This is a genomic window from Salmonella sp. 2018103, assembly GCF_026247685.1.
Classification (GTDB): Bacteria; Pseudomonadota; Gammaproteobacteria; order Enterobacterales; family Enterobacteriaceae; genus Salmonella; species Salmonella enterica.
In genome coordinates this window covers 2,168,402-2,190,519 of the sequence record NZ_CP111029.1, presented here as the reverse complement: position 1 = coordinate 2,190,519, position 22,118 = coordinate 2,168,402, and the positions used below count along the sequence as shown (strand labels likewise).

Below are 22,118 nucleotides of genomic sequence, written 5' to 3'. Positions count from 1 at the left end.
GTATCATTATTGTACGCAATATTATATCGCACATAGTGCTTTTGCGTCTGACGCCATTTCCCCGCAGAATAGGCTATCCTGAAACTCCCTGTTTACCTGCTCATGCATCGTTTACACGCTTACCCGGATCTGCGCGCGATGTTTCGTCGCCTGCTGATCGCTACGCTCATCGGTATTCTCGCGGCGCTGGCTGTCGCCGCCTTCCGTCATGCGATGCAATTGCTGGAGTGGATTTTCCTGAGTAATGACACCGGCAGTCTGGTGAATGCGGCTGAGGGGCTTTCGCCCTGGCGACGGCTGATTACGCCGGCGCTTGGCGGCCTGGCCGCTGGTCTGTTGCTGTGGGGGTGGCAAAAAATGAACCAACAGCGCCCCCATGCGCCCACTGACTATATGGAAGCATTGCAAACCGACGGGCAATTTGACGTTGGCGCCAGTCTGGTGAAATCGCTGGCCTCGCTGCTGGTCGTGGTCAGCGGCAGCGCAATTGGTCGCGAAGGCGCAATGATCCTCCTCGCCGCGCTGGCGGCATCCAGCTTTGCCCGACGCTTCACGCCGCGTGAGGAATGGAAATTATGGATCGCCAGCGGCGCCGCTGCGGGCATGGCGGGCGCTTACCATGCGCCGCTGGCGGGCAGCCTGTTTATCGCGGAGATCCTGTTCGGTACCTTAATGCTGGCTTCCCTCGGCCCGGTTGTCGTTTCCGCCGTCGTCGCCCTGCTAACCACCCATGTATTAAACGGTAGCGATTCACTACTCTATACCGTACATCTGACCGTTGATCTCCACGCGCGGGAGTACGTCATGATAGTCAGTACCGGCCTGGTCGCCGGTCTGTGCGGCCCATTGCTGATGTGGCTGATGACGGCCAGTCATAATAGTTTCTTACGTTTAAAACTGTCCCCGCCCTGGCAACTGGCGTTGGGCGGGCTTATTGTCGGATTACTGTCGTTACTCACGCCCACGGTATGGGGAAACGGCTATAGCGTCGTACAATCATTTTTGCTCTCCCCGCCGCTATTCTCGCTGATTGGCGGAATTTTTGTGTGCAAAATCCTGGCGGTGCTCGCCAGCAGCGGGTCTGGCGCGCCGGGCGGCGTCTTTACGCCAACATTATTTGTCGGATTATCAATTGGAATGTTTCTGGGTCGGATATGGGGATTCTGGCTGCCAGGCTCGGATGAAATAGCAATTTTATTGGGGCTGGCGGGTATGGCGACGCTACTGGCGGCGACAACCCATGCGCCGATAATGTCCACCCTGATGATTTGTGAAATGACCGGCGAGTATCAGTTACTCCCCGGTCTGCTGATTGCCTGTGTAGTCGCGTCAGTGCTCTCGCGAACGTTACGCCATGATTCTATCTACCGCCAGCACGCTGCCGAGCATTGATAAACGAATATACTGCCCCAGCTCACGCTGCTCGGCGCGCGGCAGGTACGGTAACTCGCCAATCAGCGGCGCTGGCAGTTTTTTCCCAAGCACATCAATAATTTCAGCATAATGCGCCAGGCCAGGATTGATACGATTCGCCACCCAACCAATTAATGGCAGTCCATCGTTAGCGACAGCTTGCGCAGTCAGTAGCGCATGATTAATGCACCCCTCCTGAATCCCTACCACCATCAATACCGGTAACTGTTCCTGTACCACCCATTCGGACAATGGACGTAAATCATTCATCAAACTACGCCAGCCGCCAGTACCCTCCACAACCACGTGGTCCACTTTATCGCTCAGGCTCGCCAGACCGTTGGACAGCAAGGTGTAATTTATAGGACAGCTATGCGCGACGCTGCTTTCTTCTTCGCTTAACGCGATCGGATTAATCGCCTCATACGGCAACTCCAGCGAAGAGACGCTTTGCAATACCAGCGCGTCTTTGTTGCGCATCCCTTCTGCAGTCTCTTTGCTCCCTTTAGCGACAGGTTTATACCCTGCGACGCTCTTACCACCCGACGCTAACGCTTGTAGTAATGCGCGGGAAACCACCGTCTTCCCAACAGAAGTGTCTGTACCTGTAATAAAGAAACGCTTCAGCATCACTAACTCCACCGTTATGCTTCGAAAATATAAGCCAGGAAAATAATACAGTGGAGAAAGTCTAAGATATGGCAAGGGCAATCAGCTTGAGTTAGCGCAAATTTTTGTACAACAGTTAAAAAATGTTAACCCTGTAATAGACGAATCAACAAAGAGCCGTTATACATCGCGTCTTTTACCAACGCCGCCCCGGCCATCGTGCCCTGGTTGGTAAACTGCGTGCTTTCCACTACCGTATTCCTACTGTAGGCGGGCAGCGCCTGCTGACGGATACTGTCAGCAATGGCCGGAAAAAGGATATCAGCCGCTTTACTTAGCGGCGAACCAATAAGAATTTTTTGCGGATTAAATAAATTCACCATGATAGCCAGAATGCGTCCGACATGCGCGCCAACGCCGCTAATAATATCTTTTGCTAATAGATCTCCCTGCATCGCCGCCTGACACAGTGAATCTACCGTTAACGGCTGGCCGTGCAACATTGAACTCATCGACTGATTAAGCCGAAGCTGCGTAAGTTCCAGCACGCTATCGACGCTGGCTATGGTCTCCAGACAGCCATGATTACCGCAATAACAGCGCTTACCATAAGGATCGACCTGGGTATGCCCAATCTCTACCAGACTGCTACTGCCCGCATGAAGCAAATGACCGTCGGTGATAACGCCCGCCCCCACATTATGATCAATCACCACCTGGATAACGTCGCGCGCGCCGCGTGAGGCGCCAAAAAGCGCCTCTGCCATCGTCCAGGCGCTAATATCATGCTGGATGTAAACCGGTACGCCGGTGTGCCGCTCCAGCGCATCTCCCAAAGGCATCTCTTTGACATCTTCGTAATACGGCATCCGGTGCACAACGCCGTTTTCGGTATCGATAATGCCCGGTAACGTAATGGCAATGGAGGTCAGACGCTCCAGTTTCTGCTGATGGCGGGTAAAAAACCGATCAACGTGCGTAATAATTCTCTCAAGCAACGGCGTGGCTTCGTTTAACGGCAGCGCCAGACACTCTTCTACCACCAGTTTGCTGCTAAGATCGCGCAGCGCAAGGAAAATTTCGCCACGGCTAATACGAATAGATAAATAGTGCCAGGCTTCTGTTTCCACCATCAGCCCGACGGCGGGACGTCCACGACTGCCCGCCTCTTTAATTTCAAGTTCCTGAACCAAATGCGCTTCCAGCATTTCGCGAACAATTTTCGTAATACTGGCAGGCGCCAACTGCGCCAGACGAGACAGGTCAATTCGCGATACCGGTCCGAGCTGATCAATCAGGCGATACACTGCGCCAGCATTGGTCTGCTTAATTTGATCGATATGCCCAGGCTGACTATCAGCAACCACCGCTCACTCCCTTTATTTTCGCGCTCCGAAATAATCTGTGTGCTATGGTGAAACACTTCAATACTCGCCGTCAACTTTTTGCTTAGCCGTGTGATTAACTGCACATTTTCACCCTTTTTAAGCGTAATTAATCCCGTCGGGCAGCCAGTAATAGCAGTTGGCAAAACCGCTGTACGGCATGACTCTGTTCATGATGCTTTGGCCATACCAGCCACATTTCAGATACGGCGTCCTCTTCAGCCAGGGGAACCCAGCGCATCTCGCTCATCTGTACACGCTTAAAGGATGCCGGCAGAATCGAGACGCCCAGTCCCGCCGCCACCAGACCAATAATGGTCATTGCCTCGCCAACCTCCTGCGTGATGGTCGGCGACAGGTTATAGCGCCGCATCAGGCCGAGAATATCGTCGTAGAGGCCCGTCCCGACATGCGGATCGAAAAAGACGAAAGGTTCTTCCGCCAGCTCTGTCAGACTGACGACCGGCTTTTGCGCCAGCCGATGTTCGCGCGGGATCATGGCCATAAGCGGCTCATGCAAAATCACCTCGCGATTAAGTGTGTCGGGCAGCGGCGTATTCCGCAGCAAGCCAATATCCAGTACGCCTTCGTTGAGCGGCGCGATTTGCTCACGCGTATTCATTTCACGCGTTTGCATATGCACTCCCGGATAGGACTGGCGGAACAGCGAAAAGGTATGCGATACCGCCCGAATAAAAGGCGCTGAAGACGTAAAGCCAATACGGATTTCACCCGCTTCGCCCTGATGCAACCGCTCGGCGCGAGCGGCGGCGTCGTTTACCAGACTCAGGATGTGTCGGCTATCCACCAGAAACTGTCGCCCGGCGGCCGTTAACGCTACGCTGCGGTTGGTCCGCGCCAGTAATCGCGCGCCGACCTGCTGCTCCAGAATTTGTATCTGCTGACTGAGCGGCGGCTGCGAGATATTGAGGCGCGCGGCGGCGCGACCAAAATGCAGTTCTTCTGCTACCGCCACAAAGTAACGTAAATGGCGTAATTCGATATTCATATTTTTAACGTCTTATTTGAGACAATTAATATATTAGACAGAATATTTTGCTTTTTCTATGCTTTACATGTCGGTTATACCCGTCTCCTGTTGACGGAGATGTAAAGCAAGGATTTAACGTGAGTCGTACAACTATTCTCGATGACGCCACGGCGAGCGATATCGATGAACAACGCCATTCTCAGCCGGTTCAATTTATTAAACGCGGTACAGCGCCTTTCATGCGCGTCACGCTGGCCCTTTTTTCCGCGGGCCTGGCGACTTTCGCGCTCCTTTATTGCGTTCAGCCTATATTACCGGTACTTTCCCAAGAGTTTGGCGTCTCCCCAGCCAGCAGCAGCGTTTCACTTTCTATTTCTACCGCCATGCTGGCTATCGGCTTACTTTTTACCGGCCCGCTTTCTGATGCGATAGGCCGTAAACCGGTGATGGTCACAGCCTTGTTATTAGCCTCCTGCTGCACATTGTTATCAACCATGATGACCAGCTGGCATGGTATTCTGATTATGCGCGCGCTGATCGGTCTGTCGTTAAGCGGCGTCGCCGCAGTGGGAATGACCTACCTGAGCGAAGAAATCCATCCCAGCTTTGTCGCTTTCTCTATGGGGCTCTATATTAGCGGTAATTCCATCGGCGGGATGAGCGGGCGTTTATTAAGCGGCGTCATGACCGACTTTTTTAACTGGCGCATCGCGCTGGCGGCCATCGGATGCTTTGCGCTGGCGTCCGCGCTGATGTTCTGGAAGATTTTACCCGCCTCGCAACATTTCCGTCCTACATCGCTACGGCCTAAAACGCTATTTATTAATTTCCGTCTCCACTGGCGCGATCGAGGGTTACCTCTGCTGTTTGTGGAAGGCTTTTTACTGATGGGCGCATTCGTCACCCTGTTTAACTACATTGGCTATCGCCTGATGCTCTCCCCCTGGGAATTAAGCCAGGCCGTGGTCGGACTGTTATCCGTAGCCTATCTCACCGGCACATGGAGCTCGCCGAAAGCTGGCGCAATGACCTCACGCTATGGCCGGGGGCCGGTGATGCTGTTCTCTATCGCAGTAATGCTGGGCGGGCTTTTACTGACACTTTTTACCTCGCTTTGGCTGATTTTTGCCGGGATGCTGCTTTTTTCCGCCGGCTTTTTCGCCGCGCACTCCGTGGCCAGTAGTTGGATTGGCCCGCGTGCGCGCCGGGCGAAGGGACAGGCCTCGTCACTTTATCTTTTCAGCTATTATCTGGGGTCCAGTATCGCCGGGACGCTAGGCGGCGTATTCTGGCATAGTTACGGCTGGAACGGCGTAGGCGGTTTTATCGCGCTAATGCTGGTGCTGGCCATCCTGGTCGGGACGCGGTTACATCATCGTCTTCACGCCTGAAAAGAAATAATCCGGCGATAGCAACGTGCGCTATCGCCGGGCTGGTTTCACGCCACGACTCACTGTTTACCACAGACCTGTCAAGCTTGATACTCCCATGACTTCTCTGATTGCATCCAGCGCCAGAAGCGTAAATACCACCCAGATTATCGGATTCATATACGGTGTACTTGTTATTCTGGAGAGCGAATATTACCGACTCTGCAACCAAAAATAACGGCCGGTAACGTAAAGCTACCTATTATGGTGGGGGCTGACATCGCGTTACCGGGGGATTGTACATAGCGTTACATGCCGAAACCAATCACTCACGGAAGCCTTTTGATAACAGCGATATAGTCATTTCACCGGCCCCGCAGTGGGGTTGAATGAAAACCAAATCGAGGGTATCAAAATGAAAAAAGTATTAGCTCTGGTTGTTGCCGCTGCAATGGGTCTCTCTTCCGCAGCATTCGCGGCTGAGACTGCAACGCCTGCGAAAACCGCAACGCCTGCCAAAACAACCCAGACCACCCAGCACCACAAAAAGCAGCATAAGAAAACCGTTGAGCAAAAAGCGCAGGCGGCTAAAAAGCACCAGAAAAAAGGTGGTAAAGCGCCAGCCAAAACCACGTCAAAACCAACTACTCAACCGGCTGCGTAAGTCGTAACATGCTGCGGCGCGCCCCCGCGCCCGTTTTTACGGCGCTAAATTGTTCTGGTTTAGCGCCGCCTTCCGGGAGGGCAAAAAAGTGTCTCGCTACCGCTTTGAGCTCATTCTTATCGTGCTTATTTTATGCGCCGTTATTGCCACGCATTTCTATCTTTCCTGAGTGTAGTTATCTGATTTTACTCCCACTTTCTTACCGTCACGTCTATAGTAGTACTGAGGGTTTGTTGTTAATAATCATAATTACCCACCAGAGTGTGATATGCATAAAACCATTGCTGTATTACTGGGCATAGTGTGTTTTTTACCGATTATGGCGAAAGCCGGGGAGGCTGAAACAGACGCCACGGATGCCAGCGACGTTAAAACGCTTTTTTTTAACCATGACGATCGGGTGCCCGTCGCCGATCCTACCCAATCGCCGTGGGATGCCATCGGGCAACTAGAGACCGCCAGCGGTAATTTGTGTACGGCAACGCTTATCTCCCCGCATATCGCCCTGACAGCAGGTCACTGCCTGCTAACGCCACCGAAAGGAAAACCAGACAAGGCGGTTGCGCTGCGTTTTGTGGCGCGAAAAGGAGTATGGCGCTATGAAATCCACGGCATTGAAGGCCGCGTTGAACCGTCGCTGGGCCGACGCCTGAAAGCGGATGGCGATGGCTGGATTGTTCCGCCTGCCGCGGCAAGCTGGGATTTTGGTCTGGTAATATTGCGCTACCCACCTTCCGGTATCACGCCAGTGCCTTTATTTACCGGCGATAAAGCGGCGCTCACTGCGGCGTTGAAAGCCGCAGACCGAAAAGTCACGCAGTCCGGTTATCCGGAAGATCATCTGAATGCGCTCTATTCCCATCAGGATTGCGTCGTGACCGGCTGGGCGCAGAATGCCGTACTCTCACACCAGTGCGACACGTTACCTGGCGACAGCGGCTCGCCGCTCTTATTGCACACGGATAGCGGATGGCAGCTCATTGGCGTACAAAGCTCCGCCCCTGCGGCTAAAGATCGCTGGCGCGCCGATAACCGCGCCATATCCGTCACCGGCTTTCGCGATAAGCTGAAAGCTCTGGCGCAGGATTAATGCGGGAATCGCTGCCTGACCGGCAGCGATCGTCTCAGGCAAATTTGATCATGACCATTCCGGCGAGCAGCAATATCACGCCAACCCAGCCTTTGGGATTTAAGCGCTGGCCGAAGAGCACCCAGCCCGCCGCCAGCGTGGCGGCAATACCAAAACCGCCCCATAGCGCATACGCCACCGACAGGTCTATCCCTTTAACCGCCTGGGAAAGCGCGCTGAAGGCGGCCAGAACAGCGGCAAGCGATAAGATGCCATAGCATTTACGGCGAAAGCCGTCCGAAAATTTCAACAGTACGTTAGCCGCGATTTCCAGCATTATTGCCAGCCCAAGCCAGGCGCCGTGTATCCATTCAAATTGTTGCACGAGTCGCCTCCTTCACCGGTTTGCCGGGTTTACGCGTCCCTGATTTGATCAATACGATGCCGGCGACCAGCGTCAGCAAGCCGGCAATCTTCATGGTTGATAATGCTTCATCAAATAGCAGCACGCTAAAAATGGTAATAAATAAAATGCCGATCCCTTCCCATAAGGCATACGCTACACCCAGGGCAATCTTTTTTACCGCAAAAGAAAGAAATATATATGACAGCGTGATCATCACCAGCATTAAAATAAAACCCGCATTGCCATTACCCACGCTAGCCCATTTCATTGAGAGCGTGCCGGTAATTTCAGTCGCGATAGCCAGAGCTAATAAAATCCAGTAAAACATGACACTTCTCCTGCATGAGAATATACTCTTTCGAGTCTGCTGCACGCAGCAAACTAAAAAATAAAATCAGTTAGCACAGCGCATTGCGCCAGCTCAGGCAGAAGTGAGAGACTAAAGTGCGTTACGCCAGTGCTGCTCGCCGATAAGCAGGAAAAAGGAGGTAGAGTGAAGATGCGTTTGCGTGGAGAAAAAAGCGCTGAACATATTGTCCATAATATTACAATTATCCGCAGTGTTGCTTCTCGTCATCGCGGATGATAATTGTCCTCGGTAGTTGAACACGCCTGATTTGTATCATAAGCCAGGAATTAACTCAAAATATTTTCACTTCTTTACCTGAAGTGTTTGATTTTAACCAGAACAGGTCGACCGACATCACATTATTATTCGTGTCGGCATCAGAAAACAGGGACTGATATGGCAAAACCGATCATCACGCTCAATGGTCTAAAAATCGTCATTATGCTGGGAATGCTGGTGGTTATTCTGAGCGGTATCCGCTTCGCCGCAGATATCATTGTTCCCTTTATTTTGGCGTTATTTATTGCAGTCGTTCTCAATCCCGTTGTGCAACGGATGACCCGATGCCGAATTCCGCGCGTTATCGCCGTATCATTGCTCATTGTGATTATTGTTATGTTAATGGTACTGCTACTGGCCTATTTGGGGACATCATTAAATGAACTGGCTCGTACCCTACCGCAATATCGCTCCTCATTGGTGATACCGTTGCAACGTATTGAACCGTGGTTACAGCGAGCAGGCATTGGCGTGTCGGTTGATGAGCTGGCGAAATATATCGATCCAAACGCCGCCATGACTCTGGTAACGAACCTGCTCACCCAGCTGTCCAATGCCATGTCGTCCATCTTTTTATTGTTATTGACCGTGGTATTTATGCTGCTGGAGGTTCCACAATTGCCTGAAAAACTGCAGCAGATGATGAGCCGTCCGGTGGAAGGCATGGCGGCAATTCAACGCGCGCTTGATAGCGTTTCCCATTATCTGGTGTTAAAAACAGCGATCAGTATCGTGACGGGGCTGGTCGCATGGGGAATGCTGGCCGCGCTGGATGTCCGCTTCGCCTTTGTCTGGGGTCTACTGGCCTTCGCGCTGAATTATATCCCTAATATTGGATCGGTGCTCGCTGCCCTGCCGCCCATTATTCAGGTGCTGGTATTTAACGGGTTTTATGATGCGCTGCTGGTGCTGGCAGGCTATCTGCTGATTAATCTGGTCTTCGGCAATATCCTTGAGCCACGTATCATGGGACGTGGTTTAGGCCTTTCAACCTTAGTGGTATTTTTGTCGTTAATTTTCTGGGGCTGGCTATTAGGTCCGGTGGGCATGTTGCTCTCCGTTCCGTTAACCATCATTGTCAAAATCGCCCTCGAACAGACCACCGGCGGGCAGAGTATCGCCGTTCTGCTTAGCGATTTAAACAAAAGATAAAATGCAATACATACACAAAATCATTCAAGATGCATCGCGGCGGCAAGGGAAGAAATCCCCTGGAGCATAGATAACGATGTGACCGGAGTTTCTGAGCGCAGCCAACAAAGAGGCAGCTTAAAGGATGAAGTGTATAAAAACGGCCTCCGAAGAGGCCGCCGCACGTTTAAAAGATTAAAGCGCTTTCAGAATTGCATCCACGCTGGCTTTGGCATCGCCAAACAGCATTTGCGTATTCTCTTTAAAGAACAGCGGGTTCTGCACACCAGCATAACCAGTATTCATTGAACGCTTAAAGACCACGACATTCTGTGCTTTCCACACTTCGAGAACCGGCATACCGGCGATCGGGCTGCGGGGATCGTCTTGCGCCGCCGGGTTCACCGTATCGTTCGCGCCAATCACCAGCACGGTATCGGTATCGGCGAAATCATCATTGATTTCGTCCATTTCCAGCACGATGTCATAAGGCACTTTCGCCTCCGCCAACAGCACGTTCATATGCCCCGGCAAGCGCCCCGCCACCGGATGAATGCCGAAACGCACGTTGATACCGCGCGCACGCAGTTTTTCGGTGATTTCCGCCACCGGATACTGCGCCTGCGCCACCGCCATCCCGTACCCCGGCGTAATAATGACGGAGTGGGAGTTTTTCAGCATCTCAGCAGTCTCTTCCGCTGTGATTTCGCGATGTTCGCCAGCTTCCTGATCGTCGCCTGTTGAGGAGCCGTCAGTACCGAACCCACCGGCAATAACGCTGATGAAAGAGCGGTTCATCGCTTTACACATAATGTAAGACAGGATCGCGCCTGACGAACCGACCAGCGCGCCGGTCACAATCAGCAAATCGTTGCTTAACATAAAGCCAGCCGCCGCGGCAGCCCAACCGGAATAGGAGTTCAGCATTGAAACAACCACCGGCATGTCCGCCCCGCCGATAGAAGCGACCAGATGCCAACCAAACGCCAGCGCGATAATGGTCATCAGCAGTAGCGCCAGTACCTGTAGACCCACGCTTTCGGTACGAACAAAAACCAGCAGCAACAGGAAAGAAACAACCAGCGCCGCCAGGTTCATTTTGTGACGGTTAGGCAACATCAACGGCTTAGAAGAGATTTTGCCGCGCAGTTTACCAAACGCTACGATCGATCCAGTGAAAGTGACTGCGCCAATAAAGATACCGAGGAAGACTTCGGTCAGATGGATATTCACCAGCACCGGTGCCAGACTGGCGTCATGGTACAGATAGCTGTTAAAGCCAACCAGTACCGCCGCCAGGCCCACGAAACTGTGCAGAATCGCGACCAGCTCCGGCATCTCGGTCATCTCAACTTTTTTCGCCATGCGGATGCCAATCGCGCCGCCAATAATCATGGCAACCAGAATCCATGCCACGTTGCCGGTATCCGGCCCGAAAATGGTCGCCAGCAACGCGATCGCCATCCCGGCAATACCGAAGTTATTCCCCTGGCGGGACGTTTCATGCTTTGAAAGCCCGGCAAGACTGAAAATAAACAGGATCGCGGCAACAATGTATGCAGCTGTAACTAATCCTCCAGACATGTGTTACCCCTTAGTTTTTCCGGAACATTTTCAGCATACGCTGAGTCACGGTGAAGCCACCGAAAATATTAATGCTGGCGATAAGCACCGCGATAAAGCTCAGGAAGCTGACCCAGCCGCCCTGACCAATTTGCAATAATGCCCCGACAACAATAATCCCTGAAATTGCGTTGGTCACCGACATTAATGGCGTATGAAGCGCATGAGACACGTTCCACACCACGTAATAACCAACCACGCAGGCGAGAGCAAACACGGTAAAATGGCCGAGGAACTCTTTTGGCGCGACATCGGCCAGCCAGCCAAAAAGAATGATCGCCAGCGCCATTAACGCATACTTCCGCCAGGGTGAAGCGGGCTTTTCCGGCTCTTTTGGCGCAGGTGCTGCTTTAGGCGCGGACTGTGGCTGTGCGGAAACCTGGATTGGCGGCGCAGGCCAGGTAATGTCGCCGTCGCGAATCACCGTCACGCCACGGATCACGACATCGTCAAAATCCACGTCAATATTGCCGTCTTTCTCTTTGCACAGCAGCTTCAGCAGGTTAACCAGGTTGGTGCCATAAAGTTGGGATGACTGCGTCGGCAAACGCCCCGGTAAATCGGTGTAGCCAATCACTTTCACGCCATTGTCCGTCGTCACAACCTGATTGGCGACGGTATATTCGCAGTTACCGCCATTCTGCGCGGCCAGGTCGACAATCACGCTGCCGGCCTTCATAGAATCGACCATATCGCGGGTAATCAGCTTCGGCGCTGGTTTGCCCGGAATCAACGCGGTGGTAACAATGATGTCGACCTCTTTGGCCTGGGCGGCAAAGAGCGCCATTTCCGCTTTGATAAACGCCTCGGACATCACTTTGGCGTAACCATCGCCGCTACCGGCTTCCTCTTTAAAATCCAGTTCGAGGAACTCAGCCCCCATACTCTGGACCTGCTCTTTGACTTCAGGACGAGTGTCAAACGCGCGGACAATCGCCCCCAGGCTGTTTGCCGCGCCGATAGCCGCAAGACCGGCTACGCCCGCGCCAATCACCATCACCTTCGCCGGCGGCACTTTCCCGGCGGCGGTGATTTGCCCGGTAAAGAAGCGCCCAAATTCATGCGCGGCCTCTACAATGGCGCGATAACCCGCGATATTCGCCATTGAGCTTAACGCGTCGAGCGACTGCGCGCGGGAAATACGCGGCACGGAGTCCATCGCCATCACCGTAACCTTACGTTCGGCAAGTTTCTCCATTAACCCAGGATTTTGCGCAGGCCAGATAAAACTGACCAGCGTAGTCCCGGGGTTCAGTAAAGCGATTTCATCTTCTTCAGGCGCATTAACCTTGAGAATAATTTCCGACTGCCAGATAGCATTGCCGTCTACAATATCCGCGCCAGCCTGCGCAAACGCTTTGTCGTCAAAACTTGCCAGTTGACCCGCCCCGCTTTCGATAGCGACGCTAAACCCCAGCTTCAGTAGCTGCTCTACCGTTTTCGGCGTCGCAGCGACACGGGTTTCATTGGGTAACCGCTCTTTTGGTATGCCAATTCGCATAAATGTTCCCTTCCATCGGTATTTTTGATGATGGTTTGTCAGTAAGCGCGAGAAGCGTACGCCTGCCCGCGTTTGAGGTAAATGTTACCCCTGCAGAATAAAACCGTTACAAACTCTCTATAACCTACTGAAAATAACGCCTGTGATCTAGCGCCAAAAAACAGAATTTTTTATCAAATTTGCAAAACATGAACGATTCAGCCACTAAGCAGCCATAATGCCTTGAAAATGGCCTGCGAGGGCTGATAATTCGCTCAAATTTGACAGTAAAACATCATTAAACCTCTGCCGGGATCAAGAAATTAACATTAAATTAACTTATTAAATTTATGCGCTTCATTAGCTTAGCCACCCGGACGCCGTTTTTTTCGACATATCGGCAAATGTTATCATCAAAGATAGGATACATGACACGATGCGTGAAAAATCCCGCAGACATCCATATGGTTTAAATGCAATAATCAGCCACGTTTCTAGTCAATAACAATACCAGTACCTGGTTTGCGCAAGGCGAAGGATTATTTTTATGAAGCTTAAGAACACTCTCCTGGCGTCGGCACTGCTTTCTGCGGCTGCTTTTTCTGTCCATGCAGCAACAGAACTGACGCCGGAGCAAGCGGCTGCACTAAAACCTTATGACCGCATCGTTATTACCGGTCGTTTTAATGCTATTGGCGATGCGGTCTCCGCCGTGTCCCGCCGCGCAGATAAAGAAGGCGCAGCCTCCTTCTATGTTGTCGACACCTCGGAGTTCGGCAACAGTGGTAACTGGCGTGTTGTGGCGGACGTGTATAAAGCCGACGCGCCGAAAGCCGACGCGCCCAAAAATCGTGTCATTAATGGCATCGTGGAATTACCGAAAGACCAGGCCGTACAATTAGAACCGTATGACACCGTCACCGTTCAGGGCTTCTACCGTAGCCAGCCGGAAGTTAACGATGCCATTACGAAAGCGGCGAAACAGAAAGACGCATACGCTTTCTATATTGTTCGTCAGGTGGATGCGAATCAGGGCGGAAACCAGCGCATCACTGCATTTATCTATAAACAAGATGCAAAAAAACGCATCGTCCAGAGCCCGGACGCTATTCCGGCGGACTCTGAAGCTGGCCGCGCCGCGCTGGCTCAGGGCGGCGAAGCTGCGAAGAAAGTCGAAATTCCAGGCGTCGCTACGTCAGCCTCGCCGAGCGCCGAAGTAGGCCGTTTCTTCGAAACGCAATCCACCAAAGGTGGGCGTTACACTGTCACACTTCCGGATGGCACAAAAGTTGAGGAGCTGAATAAAGCGACGGCTGCGATGATGGTGCCTTTCGACAGCGTTAAGTTCACCGGCAACTACGGCAATATGACAGAAATCTCCTACCAGGTCGCCAAACGCGCGGCGAAGAAAGGCGCTAAGTATTATCATATTACGCGTCAGTGGCAGGAGCGCGGCAATAACATCACCATCAGCGCCGACCTCTATAAATAAGGCGCGCGTCGCCATCAGGCTTCTCGCCGGATGGCGGCATACCTGCCTTATCAGGCCTACACGATCGTTCAACGGCAGGCCTGATAAGCCGCCATCAGGCACTTTCTCGCGGGATGCCAGTTCCGTCAAATATCGCGATGAATCTCACTTTTCGCTTTTTTGGCGATAAATCTTATCCAGGCCGTTGCATGCGGTCCCTTCTCTCCGTAAAATCCCGCGCCTTAGTGGCTTTCACCATTTTTATGCGTTTTGCCATAATAATTATTCTTCCAATTTCATTTTTATAGCTGGATACCAATGGAAAAAAAACTGGGACTGAGCGCGCTGACCGCGCTGGTTTTAAGCTCAATGCTTGGCGCAGGTGTTTTCAGTCTGCCCCAGAATATGGCCGCCGTTGCCAGTCCGGCTGCGTTGTTAATTGGCTGGGCCATTACCGGCGTGGGGATACTCTTACTGGCATTCGCCATGTTAATCCTCACGCGCATTCGCTCCGAGCTTGACGGCGGTATCTTTACTTACGCCCGCGAAGGCTTCGGCGAACTGATTGGCTTTTGTTCTGCCTGGGGCTATTGGCTGTGCGCGGTCATCGCCAACGTATCCTATTTGGTTATCGTTTTTTCAGCGCTGAGTTTCTTTACCGATACGCCTGCGCTGCGTCTGTTTGGCGACGGTAATACCTGGCAGGCTATTGTCGGCGCTTCAGTCCTGCTCTGGATTGTCCATTTCCTCATCCTGCGCGGCGTACAAACGGCAGCCAGCATCAATCTGGTCGCGACTCTGGCGAAACTGTTGCCGCTCGGCGCGTTTATTGTGCTGGCTATCATGATGTTCAAACTAGATACCTTCACACTGGACTTCACCGGTGTTGAGCTCGGTATTCCCGTATGGGAACAGGTCAAGAACACCATGCTTATTACGCTGTGGGTGTTTATTGGCGTTGAAGGCGCCGTCGTCGTCTCGGCCCGAGCGAAAAATAAACGCGATGTAGGCCGCGCCACGCTACTGGCGGTACTCGCAGCGCTGGGAATATATCTCCTGGTCACGCTGCTTTCTCTTGGCGTTCTTGCGCGTCCGGAACTGGCGGAGATGCGTAACCCGTCGATGGCCGGTCTGATGGTGAAAATGATGGGGCCGTGGGGAGAAATTATTATTGCGGCGGGACTGATTGTGTCTGTCTGCGGGGCTTATCTAAGCTGGACTATCATGGCGGCGGAGGTGCCATTTCTGGCGGCAGCCTATAAATCCTTCCCGGGCATCTTCGCGCGACAAAATGCGCAAGGTGCGCCTTCTGCGTCGTTATGGCTCACCAATATCTGTGTGCAAATCTGTCTGGTACTGATCTGGCTTACCGGTTCAGACTACAACACGCTATTGACGATTGCGTCAGAAATGATTCTGGTGCCCTACTTTCTGGTCGGCGCATTTCTGCTGAAGATTGCAACGCGTCCCCTCCATCGGGCGGTCGGTATCGGAGCCTGTATTTATGGCTTATGGTTATTATATGCGTCGGGTCCCATGCACCTGTTGCTGTCCGTCGTACTGTACGCGCCTGGATTACTGGTTTTCCTGTATGCGCGTCGGACGCACAAGCATGACAACGTATTAAATCGTCAGGAAGTCGTGCTGATTGGTTTATTGCTGGTCGCGGCGGTTCCGGCTACGTGGATGCTGGTGGGTTAACAACCTCCCCATCGTAATATCCGTATGTATTACGATGGGGAAACCACGGTCTGTGCCAATATTAATGCCATTTAATCCAGCAAAAAATCAGCAGCCACGCGCTTAGCCCCCAGCAGACCACCGCACCGCCAAGCGCGACGGGCAGGCGCATCACGCCGCTGAAATACCATAGCGTTGCAAGATAAATGAAATAAGGAATGATCGACCACATGCTAAAGACGATGGTGGTACGCATCGCGTCGATGCCCCGCTCGCTGGCCACGATATAGTGCGCGATAAGCGCAAACGTTGGAAACAGAGGAATTAATCCGGCGATATAATAATTTTTCGTTTTTGACAGCAGACCAATCAATACGACGACCAGCGCCCCCAGGGCAGCTTTAATCACGAGTCCCATTACCTTGCCTTAACACGCTAATAACAACAGCGTGTAGCATAACGGAACCGCTCTCGTTTAGAAAAGATTTATGGAAGGGAAAACAGAGGCGGTGTATGTTGGCGTTTTCTATTCTCCATTTATAATATGAACCGCATTGTATTTGTTGAAGACGACGCTGAAGTGGGTTCTCTCATTGCCGCTTATCTGGCGAAACATGATATTGATGTCATTGTTGAGCCGCGTGGTGACCGGGCGGAGGATCTTATCCTCACTACTCAGCCCGATCTGGTTTTACTGGATATTATGCTTCCAGGTAAAGATGGCATGACGATATGCCGCGATTTACGCCACCGCTGGCAAGGCCCGATTGTCCTGCTCACCTCGCTGGACAGTGATATGAATCATATTCTGGCGCTGGAGATGGGCGCCTGCGACTACATCCTCAAAACCACGCCTCCGGCCGTTTTGCTGGCGCGTCTGCGCTTACACCTGCGGCAAAGCGAACAAACGCAACAGGCAAAAAGTCTTCAGGAGAGCGCGCTTACGCCGCATAAAGCGCTGCGTTTTGGCGCGTTAACCATCGATCCCCTTAACCGGGCGGTCCAGCTCAACGGCGATTTCATATCGCTCTCCACCGCCGATTTTGAATTGCTCTGGGAACTGGCGACACACGCCGGACAAATTATGGATCGCGACGCGTTGCTAAAAACGCTGCGCGGCGTCAATTATGATGGTCTGGATCGCAGCGTGGATGTGGCGATTTCCCGCCTGCGTAAGAAACTGCTGGATAGCGCTGCTGAGCCCTATCGTATAAAGACCATTCGCAATAAAGGCTATCTTTTTGCCCCTCATGCCTGGGACGAAACGACGGGATAAATTAGCTGCAGATTTTACCTGCCTTTATCAAATCATAGTGGCGATGCTCATCACCGCCACTGTTCAAAAAACAGACATTGTATACATGAATGCTATTTTTATTAGTCGAAACGGTCCCTTTATTACCGTTTTCTCTGCGTTGCGGTTCTTCATTACGTCTTTTTCTCCCAAGAAAATTAAATTAAAAAAACTCGAAGTCAGTTCACAAAATTGATAACAGAATGTCTGACCGGCGCTATATTGCCGTCTTTTTTCGCAAATTGTGAAATCAAACAAATCATAATCATGAATATATAACAACAAATACATTCACCATAAATATATGCATTTCCGACAGTAACTTTTGTATTAATTAATAACATATAAGAAAAGTTAGCATTTGCTGAAATAATATTATTCAGATTAGGATGCCTTTGATTCAACGAATCTGTAGAAGTTCAATCTTTTGCAAATAAGTTAAGTTGTTAAGGATAAAAAAATGAAAAGAAAAGTATTGGCACTTGTCATCCCGGCTCTGCTGGCTGCTGGCGCAGCACACGCCGCTGAAATTTATAACAAAGACGGCAACAAACTGGACCTTTACGGGAAAGTAGACGGCCTGCACTATTTCTCTGATGACTCTTCTAAAGATGGCGATCAGACCTATATGCGTGTCGGCTTTAAAGGCGAAACGCAGATTAACGACCTACTGACCGGTTACGGCCAGTGGGAATATAACGTTCAGGCTAACACTACCGAAGGCGAAGGCGCTAATTCCTGGACTCGTCTGGCATTCGCCGGCCTGAAATTCGGCGACTACGGCTCATTCGACTATGGTCGTAACTACGGCGTCCTGTACGACGTAGAAGGCTGGACCGATATGCTGCCTGAGTTCGGCGGCGACTCCTACACTTACGCTGACAACTTCATGACCGGTCGTGCTAACGGTGTGGCCACCTACCGTAACACTGATTTCTTCGGTCTGGTAGACGGTCTGAACTTCGCGTTGCAATATCAGGGTAAAAATGAAAGCCAAAGCGCTGACGATGTAAATATCGGTACCAATAACCGTAATAATGGCGACGATATTCGTTACGATAACGGTGATGGCTTCGGTATTTCTACTACCTATGATATTGGCATGGGCTTCAGCGCAGGCGCTGCGTATACCACTTCCGATCGTACTAATGAGCAAGTCAATGCTGGCGGCACGATTGCTGGCGGCGACAAAGCGGATGCCTGGACAGCTGGCTTGAAATATGATGCCAACAACATCTATTTAGCGACTATGTATTCTGAAACCCGTAATATGACGCCTTATGGTAAAACGGACCCGGGTTATGCTGGCGGCGTAGCAAACAAAACGCAAAACTTCGAAGTTACAGCCCAATATCAATTTGATTTCGGTCTGCGCCCGGCGGTTTCTTTCCTGATGTCTAAAGGTAAAGATCTGACCTATAACAACGTTAATGGCGATGATAAAGACCTGGTTAAATATGCTGATGTAGGTGCTACCTACTATTTCAACAAAAACTTCTCCACCTATGTTGATTATAAAATCAACCTGCTGGATGATGACGACCCGTTCTATAAAGATGCCGGTATCAGCACTGATGATATCGTCGCGCTGGGTATGGTTTACCAGTTCTAATTATTCATTAATTCTTCTCAAGCCCGCCGTTTCGGCGGGCTTTTCTTTTTCTATCACCACCGTTCTAAAAACAGAACGCACTGTTCCCTGGGCACAGATTGAACAATTCTTGTTCGCTCTCTATGGTTTGCTTATCGCCCGACAAAAGGAACATGCTAATGATCAGTCTCGTCCCGCCTCTGCTTTCCAGAACCGCGCTTCTCTTTCTGCTCACGGCCACAGGCGCAGCCACCGCCGCCCGCCCGGCAGCGGATATTATTTTGCATAACGGTAATATCATCACTCTGAATGATGCCCAGCCGCAGGCCAGCGCGCTGGCGATTTTCGGCTCGCGGATTGTGGCGATTGGCGATGATACGGCGACAGATGAATGGCGCGGCGACCATACCCGTACCATCGATTTACAGGGTAAAACCGTGATACCCGGTCTGACCGATACCCATATCCACGCCATTCGCGGCGGACAAACCTGGACATTCGAAACCTACTGGTACGACAGCCCTTCGCTTAAAGACGCGCTGGATAAATTACGCGCCGACGCTAACCGTCGTCCCCACGATCAATGGGTAGCCGTAGTGGGATCGTGGATACCGGCGCAATTTGCAGAAAACCGGGCGCCGACGGTAGCCGAACTAAGCCACGCCCTTCCCGATCATCCGGCTTATATTCAGTATCTTTACGACTATGCGTTAGTGAATCAGCGCGGTATAGACGTACTTGGCCTTAACGACACCCCTCCTCCTGATTTAGCGGGAATCCGCGTAGAGCGCGACGCAAAAGGTAGCGCCACGGGGAAATTATTTGGTGACATCGCCGCGTTCAATCAGCTTTTTGCCAGCATAAGTAGTAACGCCGATCGCGAGGGCGGCCTGCGGCAATTTTTCGCTGATATGAACGCTCGCGGCGTGACCGGCATCATTGACCCCTCTGCCGGGCCTGCCGCCGCTTATGAGCCTTTATTTGCAATGCGAAACCAGGGGGATTTACCGCTGCGCGTGGGGTATCGCATTCCGGTACAGCCAGAAGCGAAAGGTCATGAAGCGCAGTGGTTCAGCAACCTGATGGCCTTTCGCCCGGCGCGTGCCGATGACGGGCAACTGGCATTTCTTGGCCTGGGGGAAAGCCTGGTGGCCGGAATGAATGACGGCGTGCGGATGGCCCCAGGATTTTCTTCCTCAGAGCAGGACAAAACCGCGCTTCGCCAGGTCGCGACATTTGCGGCAAAACGGGGAATACCGCTTGAGATCCACGCCTATACCGATGACAGCGCCGACGCGATATTGACGATTTTTGAGCAGGTAGCGCAGCAGTACGATCTGCGCCCTCTCCGCTGGTCTATTGCGCATCTGAATACCGGTTCGCCACAGACGCTTGAGCGAATGCGTAAGCTGGGTCTGGCATACACTGTGCAAATGGGGCCTTACTTTGAGGGGCTTGCCATCCGTGACGCCAATCCACCCGGCGCGACGGACAATTCGCCGCCGGTTCGACTGGCGCTGGATAAAGGGCTTGTCGTGGCTGGCGGTACCGATTCGACGCGTATTGGCATTGCCGGTGTCTGGCACGCTATCGAATATCATATCACCGGTATAGCGTCAGGCGGTTCCGTGCGTAAACCCGCCAGCGAGCGGCTCAGGCGTCTGGAAGCGCTAACGTTATATACACGTCATGCCGCCTGGCTCGCCTTTGCCGAACAACACCGGGGCCAGCTTAGCGTCGGAAAACAGGCCGATCTGGCGGTACTCAATCAGCCATTTATGACGATGCCGGAAGACAGAATTGATACCATTCGCGCTGTTTTGACGCTTGTCGATGGACGCATTGTTCACGAAAGTCCGGAACTTAACGCCGGACAATGAGGTTGTCAGTTGACGCAAAGCCTGCTTTTATAACCCACCAGCGGCGCTGACAGGAAATCTTTTTCGTCAGCGCGCGATAGAGCTAATGTATTGAGATCCGGTGGGCGTTGATGAAAAAGCTGTTTGTGCAGTTTTACCTTTTGCTGTTCGTCTGTTTTCTGGTCATGACCTTATTGGTCGGACTGGTGTACAAATTCACTGCCGAACGCGCGGGCAGGCAATCGCTCGACGATCTGATGAAAAGTTCGCTCTATCTGATGCGCAGCGAACTGCGGGAAATTCCGCCGCGTGAATGGGGGAAAACGTTAAAAGAGATGGACCTGAACCTCTCTTTCGATTTACGCGTTGAACCGTTAAATCACTATAAGCTTGATGCCGCCACCACGCAGCGACTGCGTGAAGGCGATATCGTCGCGCTTGATGATCAATACACCTTTATTCAGCGTATCCCGCGCAGCCATTACGTCCTGGCGGTTGGCCCGGTTCCCTATCTCTATTTCCTGCATCAAATGCGACTGCTGGATATCGCCTTAATGGCGCTCATTGCCTTTTCTCTCGCCTTTCCTGTGTTTATCTGGATGCGCCCGCACTGGCAAGAAATGCTCAGGCTCGAATCCGCCGCGCAGCGCTTTGGCGAGGGTCACTTGACTGAACGCCTGCACTTCGATAATGGCTCCAGTTTCGAACGTCTGGGTGTCGCGTTCAACCAGATGGCGGATAACATTAATGCTCTGATCGCCAGTAAAAAACAGCTGATTGACGGTATCGCCCACGAGCTTCGCACGCCGCTGGTACGTTTACGCTATCGGCTTGAAATGAGTGAAAATCTGACACCGCCGGAATCACAGGCGCTCAATCGCGATATTGGTCAACTGGAAGCGCTGATTGAAGAACTGCTCACCTATGCGCGCCTTGACCGACCGCAAAATGAACTGATGTTGACCGAACCCGACCTCCCCGCCTGGTTGCTAGCGCATTTGCAGGATGTGCAGAGCGTGAACCCGGAACGTGCCGTAAACCTTCTCACATCTGTAATTGGCGATTATGGCGCGCTTGATATGCGGTTAATGTCGCGAGTGCTGGATAACCTGCTGAATAATGCGTTGCGCTACAGTCGTACCACCGTTCAGGTCAGTCTGTTACTCGACGGCAGTCAGGCAACGTTGATAGTCGAAGATGATGGCCCCGGCATTGAAGCGGATGCGCGAGAGCACGTATTTGAACCTTTTGTCAGACTCGACCCCAGTAGAGACCGGGCGACAGGCGGCTGCGGGCTTGGACTCGCCATCGTACACTCTATCGCCCTGGCGATGGGCGGTAGCGTCGTCTGTGACGAGAGCGAACTGGGCGGCGCAAAATTTAGCTTTCACTGGCCGGTCTGGCACGCGATGCCCGACATGACCGCTGCCTGACGTATTTTGCACGCTGGTTGA

22 protein-coding genes are annotated in these 22,118 nt (G+C 52.1%); 12 read left to right on the top strand and 10 right to left on the bottom strand.

The genetic code is table 11. The features are described 5' to 3' along the window. The first annotated feature begins 102 nt into the window (after positions 1 to 102). Positions 103 to 1,392 (top strand): voltage-gated ClC-type chloride channel ClcB, encoded by a 1,290-nt coding sequence (gene clcB, locus OLG56_RS10625; protein ID WP_000554911.1) that lies wholly within the window; start codon positions 103 to 105, stop codon positions 1,390 to 1,392. Here clcB and bioD read toward each other — a convergent pair. From bioD to ynfL, 3 genes are all read right to left on the bottom strand, one after another. Continuing rightward, on the bottom strand, positions 1,348 to 2,043 hold the full coding sequence (gene bioD / locus OLG56_RS10620) for a dethiobiotin synthase (protein ID WP_000919206.1): 696 nt from the start codon (positions 2,041 to 2,043) through the stop codon (positions 1,348 to 1,350). The genes clcB and bioD overlap by 45 nt on opposite strands. Positions 2,044 to 2,168: 125 nt before the next feature. Continuing rightward, entirely contained in the window at positions 2,169 to 3,389 is a 1,221-nt protein-coding gene (gene mlc, locus OLG56_RS10615) for a sugar metabolism global transcriptional regulator Mlc (protein ID WP_000225087.1), read from the bottom strand. A 127-nt stretch (positions 3,390 to 3,516) separates the two neighbouring features. Continuing rightward, positions 3,517 to 4,416, bottom strand: a complete 900-nt coding sequence (ynfL, locus tag OLG56_RS10610) for a multidrug efflux transcriptional activator YnfL/SxtR(Kp) (protein ID WP_001019577.1) — start codon at positions 4,414 to 4,416, stop codon at positions 3,517 to 3,519. 119 nt (positions 4,417 to 4,535) lie between these two features. Here ynfL and ynfM point away from each other — a divergent pair, with 119 nt between their 5' ends. Beyond that, positions 4,536 to 5,789, top strand: a complete 1,254-nt coding sequence (ynfM, locus tag OLG56_RS10605; RefSeq protein WP_023232814.1) for a multidrug efflux MFS transporter YnfM/SxtP(Kp) — start codon at positions 4,536 to 4,538, stop codon at positions 5,787 to 5,789. Positions 5,790 to 5,855: 66 nt separating this feature from the next. Here the strand turns inward: ynfM and OLG56_RS10600 are convergent, their stop codons facing one another. Next, on the bottom strand, positions 5,856 to 5,948 hold the full coding sequence (locus OLG56_RS10600) for a KPN_01571 family protein (RefSeq protein ID WP_001068154.1): 93 nt from the start codon (positions 5,946 to 5,948) through the stop codon (positions 5,856 to 5,858). 235 nt (positions 5,949 to 6,183) lie between these two features. On the opposite strand from OLG56_RS10600, the gene asr reads away from it, so the two are divergent. The 3 genes from asr (at position 6,184) to OLG56_RS10590 (ending at position 7,522) form a co-directional block, all read left to right on the top strand. Beyond that, positions 6,184 to 6,432, top strand: a complete 249-nt coding sequence (gene asr, locus OLG56_RS10595) for an acid resistance repetitive basic protein Asr (protein WP_000756317.1) — start codon at positions 6,184 to 6,186, stop codon at positions 6,430 to 6,432. An 88-nt stretch (positions 6,433 to 6,520) separates the two neighbouring features. Then, positions 6,521 to 6,601, top strand: a complete 81-nt coding sequence (gene ydgU / locus OLG56_RS22315) for a small membrane protein YdgU (RefSeq protein WP_086011712.1) — start codon at positions 6,521 to 6,523, stop codon at positions 6,599 to 6,601. A 99-nt stretch (positions 6,602 to 6,700) separates the two neighbouring features. Then, positions 6,701 to 7,522 (top strand): trypsin-like serine peptidase, encoded by an 822-nt coding sequence (locus OLG56_RS10590; RefSeq protein WP_207011563.1) that lies wholly within the window; start codon positions 6,701 to 6,703, stop codon positions 7,520 to 7,522. A 34-nt stretch (positions 7,523 to 7,556) separates the two neighbouring features. Here the strand turns inward: OLG56_RS10590 and mdtI are convergent, their stop codons facing one another. From mdtI to OLG56_RS22310, 3 genes are all read right to left on the bottom strand, one after another. Continuing rightward, complete coding sequence (mdtI, locus tag OLG56_RS10585; protein WP_001183821.1) at positions 7,557 to 7,886, bottom strand: multidrug/spermidine efflux SMR transporter subunit MdtI; 330 nt, start codon at positions 7,884 to 7,886, stop codon at positions 7,557 to 7,559. Continuing rightward, positions 7,873 to 8,235 carry a multidrug/spermidine efflux SMR transporter subunit MdtJ gene (gene mdtJ / locus OLG56_RS10580; protein WP_000500278.1) on the bottom strand — a complete coding sequence of 121 codons (363 nt, stop codon included), beginning with the start codon at positions 8,233 to 8,235 and terminating at the stop codon, positions 7,873 to 7,875. Before mdtJ ends, mdtI begins: the two co-directional genes overlap by 14 nt. A gap of 111 nt (positions 8,236 to 8,346) precedes the next feature. After that, on the bottom strand, positions 8,347 to 8,517 hold the full coding sequence (locus OLG56_RS22310) for a protein YdgV (protein ID WP_001539987.1): 171 nt from the start codon (positions 8,515 to 8,517) through the stop codon (positions 8,347 to 8,349). A 135-nt stretch (positions 8,518 to 8,652) separates the two neighbouring features. Here OLG56_RS22310 and OLG56_RS10575 point away from each other — a divergent pair, with 135 nt between their 5' ends. Further along, positions 8,653 to 9,687: an AI-2E family transporter gene (locus OLG56_RS10575; protein ID WP_001118268.1), complete on the top strand. Its 1,035-nt coding sequence runs from the start codon at positions 8,653 to 8,655 to the stop codon at positions 9,685 to 9,687. Between the two features lie 174 nt (positions 9,688 to 9,861). Here OLG56_RS10575 and pntB read toward each other — a convergent pair whose 3' ends face one another. Further along, positions 9,862 to 11,250: a Re/Si-specific NAD(P)(+) transhydrogenase subunit beta gene (gene pntB / locus OLG56_RS10570; protein ID WP_000014056.1), complete on the bottom strand. Its 1,389-nt coding sequence runs from the start codon at positions 11,248 to 11,250 to the stop codon at positions 9,862 to 9,864. Positions 11,251 to 11,260: 10 nt separating this feature from the next. Next, positions 11,261 to 12,790 (bottom strand): Re/Si-specific NAD(P)(+) transhydrogenase subunit alpha, encoded by a 1,530-nt coding sequence (gene pntA / locus OLG56_RS10565; RefSeq protein WP_001219356.1) that lies wholly within the window; start codon positions 12,788 to 12,790, stop codon positions 11,261 to 11,263. Between the two features lie 526 nt (positions 12,791 to 13,316). Here pntA and ydgH point away from each other — a divergent pair. Together ydgH and OLG56_RS10550 are read left to right on the top strand one after the other, a co-directional pair. After that, positions 13,317 to 14,261, top strand: a complete 945-nt coding sequence (ydgH, locus tag OLG56_RS10555) for a DUF1471 family protein YdgH (RefSeq protein ID WP_000769292.1) — start codon at positions 13,317 to 13,319, stop codon at positions 14,259 to 14,261. 297 nt (positions 14,262 to 14,558) lie between these two features. Further along, positions 14,559 to 15,941, top strand: coding sequence for an amino acid permease (locus OLG56_RS10550; protein ID WP_000412353.1), 1,383 nt, complete (start codon positions 14,559 to 14,561; stop codon positions 15,939 to 15,941). 61 nt (positions 15,942 to 16,002) lie between these two features. On the opposite strand, the gene OLG56_RS10545 is transcribed toward OLG56_RS10550, so the two are convergent. Beyond that, on the bottom strand, positions 16,003 to 16,338 hold the full coding sequence (locus OLG56_RS10545) for a GlpM family protein (RefSeq protein WP_000524877.1): 336 nt from the start codon (positions 16,336 to 16,338) through the stop codon (positions 16,003 to 16,005). A 126-nt stretch (positions 16,339 to 16,464) separates the two neighbouring features. Here OLG56_RS10545 and rstA point away from each other — a divergent pair, with 126 nt between their 5' ends. The 4 genes from rstA to rstB all read left to right on the top strand — a co-directional run bounded on the left by rstA (position 16,465) and on the right by rstB (position 22,097). Further along, complete coding sequence (rstA, locus tag OLG56_RS10540) at positions 16,465 to 17,196, top strand: two-component system response regulator RstA (protein ID WP_001080048.1); 732 nt, start codon at positions 16,465 to 16,467, stop codon at positions 17,194 to 17,196. Between the two features lie 478 nt (positions 17,197 to 17,674). After that, complete coding sequence (gene ompS2, locus OLG56_RS10535) at positions 17,675 to 18,826, top strand: porin OmpS2 (protein WP_023208195.1); 1,152 nt, start codon at positions 17,675 to 17,677, stop codon at positions 18,824 to 18,826. A 152-nt stretch (positions 18,827 to 18,978) separates the two neighbouring features. Beyond that, positions 18,979 to 20,685 (top strand): amidohydrolase, encoded by a 1,707-nt coding sequence (locus OLG56_RS10530; RefSeq protein WP_072274987.1) that lies wholly within the window; start codon positions 18,979 to 18,981, stop codon positions 20,683 to 20,685. A 110-nt stretch (positions 20,686 to 20,795) separates the two neighbouring features. Continuing rightward, a complete protein-coding gene (gene rstB / locus OLG56_RS10525; protein ID WP_061377338.1) occupies positions 20,796 to 22,097 on the top strand; it encodes a two-component system sensor histidine kinase RstB in 1,302 nt (433 codons plus the stop codon). The last annotated feature ends 21 nt before the right edge of the window (positions 22,098 to 22,118 follow it).